The sequence below is a fragment of the Sporolactobacillus inulinus genome, from assembly GCF_006539285.1.
Lineage (GTDB): Bacteria > Bacillota > Bacilli > Bacillales > Sporolactobacillaceae > Sporolactobacillus > Sporolactobacillus inulinus.
The window spans coordinates 1-1100 of record NZ_BJMS01000215.1 but is presented as its reverse complement, the minus strand read 5'-3'; the positions used below and the strand labels follow the sequence as shown (position 1 = coordinate 1100).

Here is a 1100-nt window from a genome sequence, read left to right as displayed (position 1 = left end):
TATTAATAACCTATTTGCCCAATGAAAAATTAGAGATAATTGAATCTAAAATCATTGAGGTGGGAGATAATAATGGTTCAAAAATTAATGAACTTCTAAATGAAATTAGGATTTCTTCACGTGAATCTTCAAATCCAAATCGGTTTGAAGAATCGTTAGCCCGTGCATTTAAAGTATTAGGATTTAAATCTGAATGGCTCGGTGGGGCTGGGAAAACAGATATACTAATTCAAGCGCCAACCTCTCCGAAGTTTGCATATACAGTAGCGATTGATGCGAAAACAACTTATAGTGGAGGCGTAACAGAAGGTCAAATTAATTTTGACACCATAGTTGAACATAGAAAGAAACATAAGGCAGATTTTTCACTAGTTGTAGGTCGTGAATTTCAAGGTGAGCGATTAATTGAGAGGGCAATAAAACATAATGTAGCTTTACTAGATGTAGAAAAACTAGAATACTTAATTAAAATGCATCTCGAAGTACCCTTAAAGTCAGATTCTTACAGGAAAGTATTTTCTCAAAAAGGAATTATTGATGTACATGTAATTGATGAAGATAGAAGTAAGATAGTTAGAGATGGAAATTTACTGAAGGGAATCATGCAATGCTTATTTGAAGAAAGTAGTGACCCTCTAACTGAAGGGATTATGCGACCAAGAGAAATATATTTACTACTGAAAAATCAAATTAATATTAACCCTACGCCAAATATAGAGGAAATAAAGCAAATACTTGAGTTTCTTTCCTCTCCCCTAATTGGTTGTATTGGGGCAACTAAAGAAGGGTATTACGCTTTAGGATCTTTAATGGATGCGGCACAAAAATTTGATTTTTATCTAAAGGCATGTACTGAATATTAAAATTTATATTATATATAGAAAACCTCATTTAGATCTATCGTGGTGAACCGTATCATAAGTAAGTAAAGATTTGAAAATCGGGTAAAAGTTATGATAAGTATGGAAAAATCTTTTTCATTAGACCATTGCTCTTATGATCTGTTACATGAAAAGAAAAAAAAACACGAAATTTTTATATGTGTCAAGCTTTTCTCAGCACTCTTTATTGAGAAAGAGCTTCTTAATTCTAAATTTGTA

1 protein-coding gene is annotated in these 1100 nt (G+C 31.9%); it reads left to right on the top strand.

Features of this window, described 5'->3' with window-relative positions:
- A partial coding sequence (locus tag SIN01_RS14800) for a restriction endonuclease FokI C-terminal domain-containing protein (protein ID WP_507772789.1) occupies positions 1–863 on the top strand: 863 nt, incomplete at its 5' end.
- Positions 864–1100 lie beyond the last annotated feature (237 nt).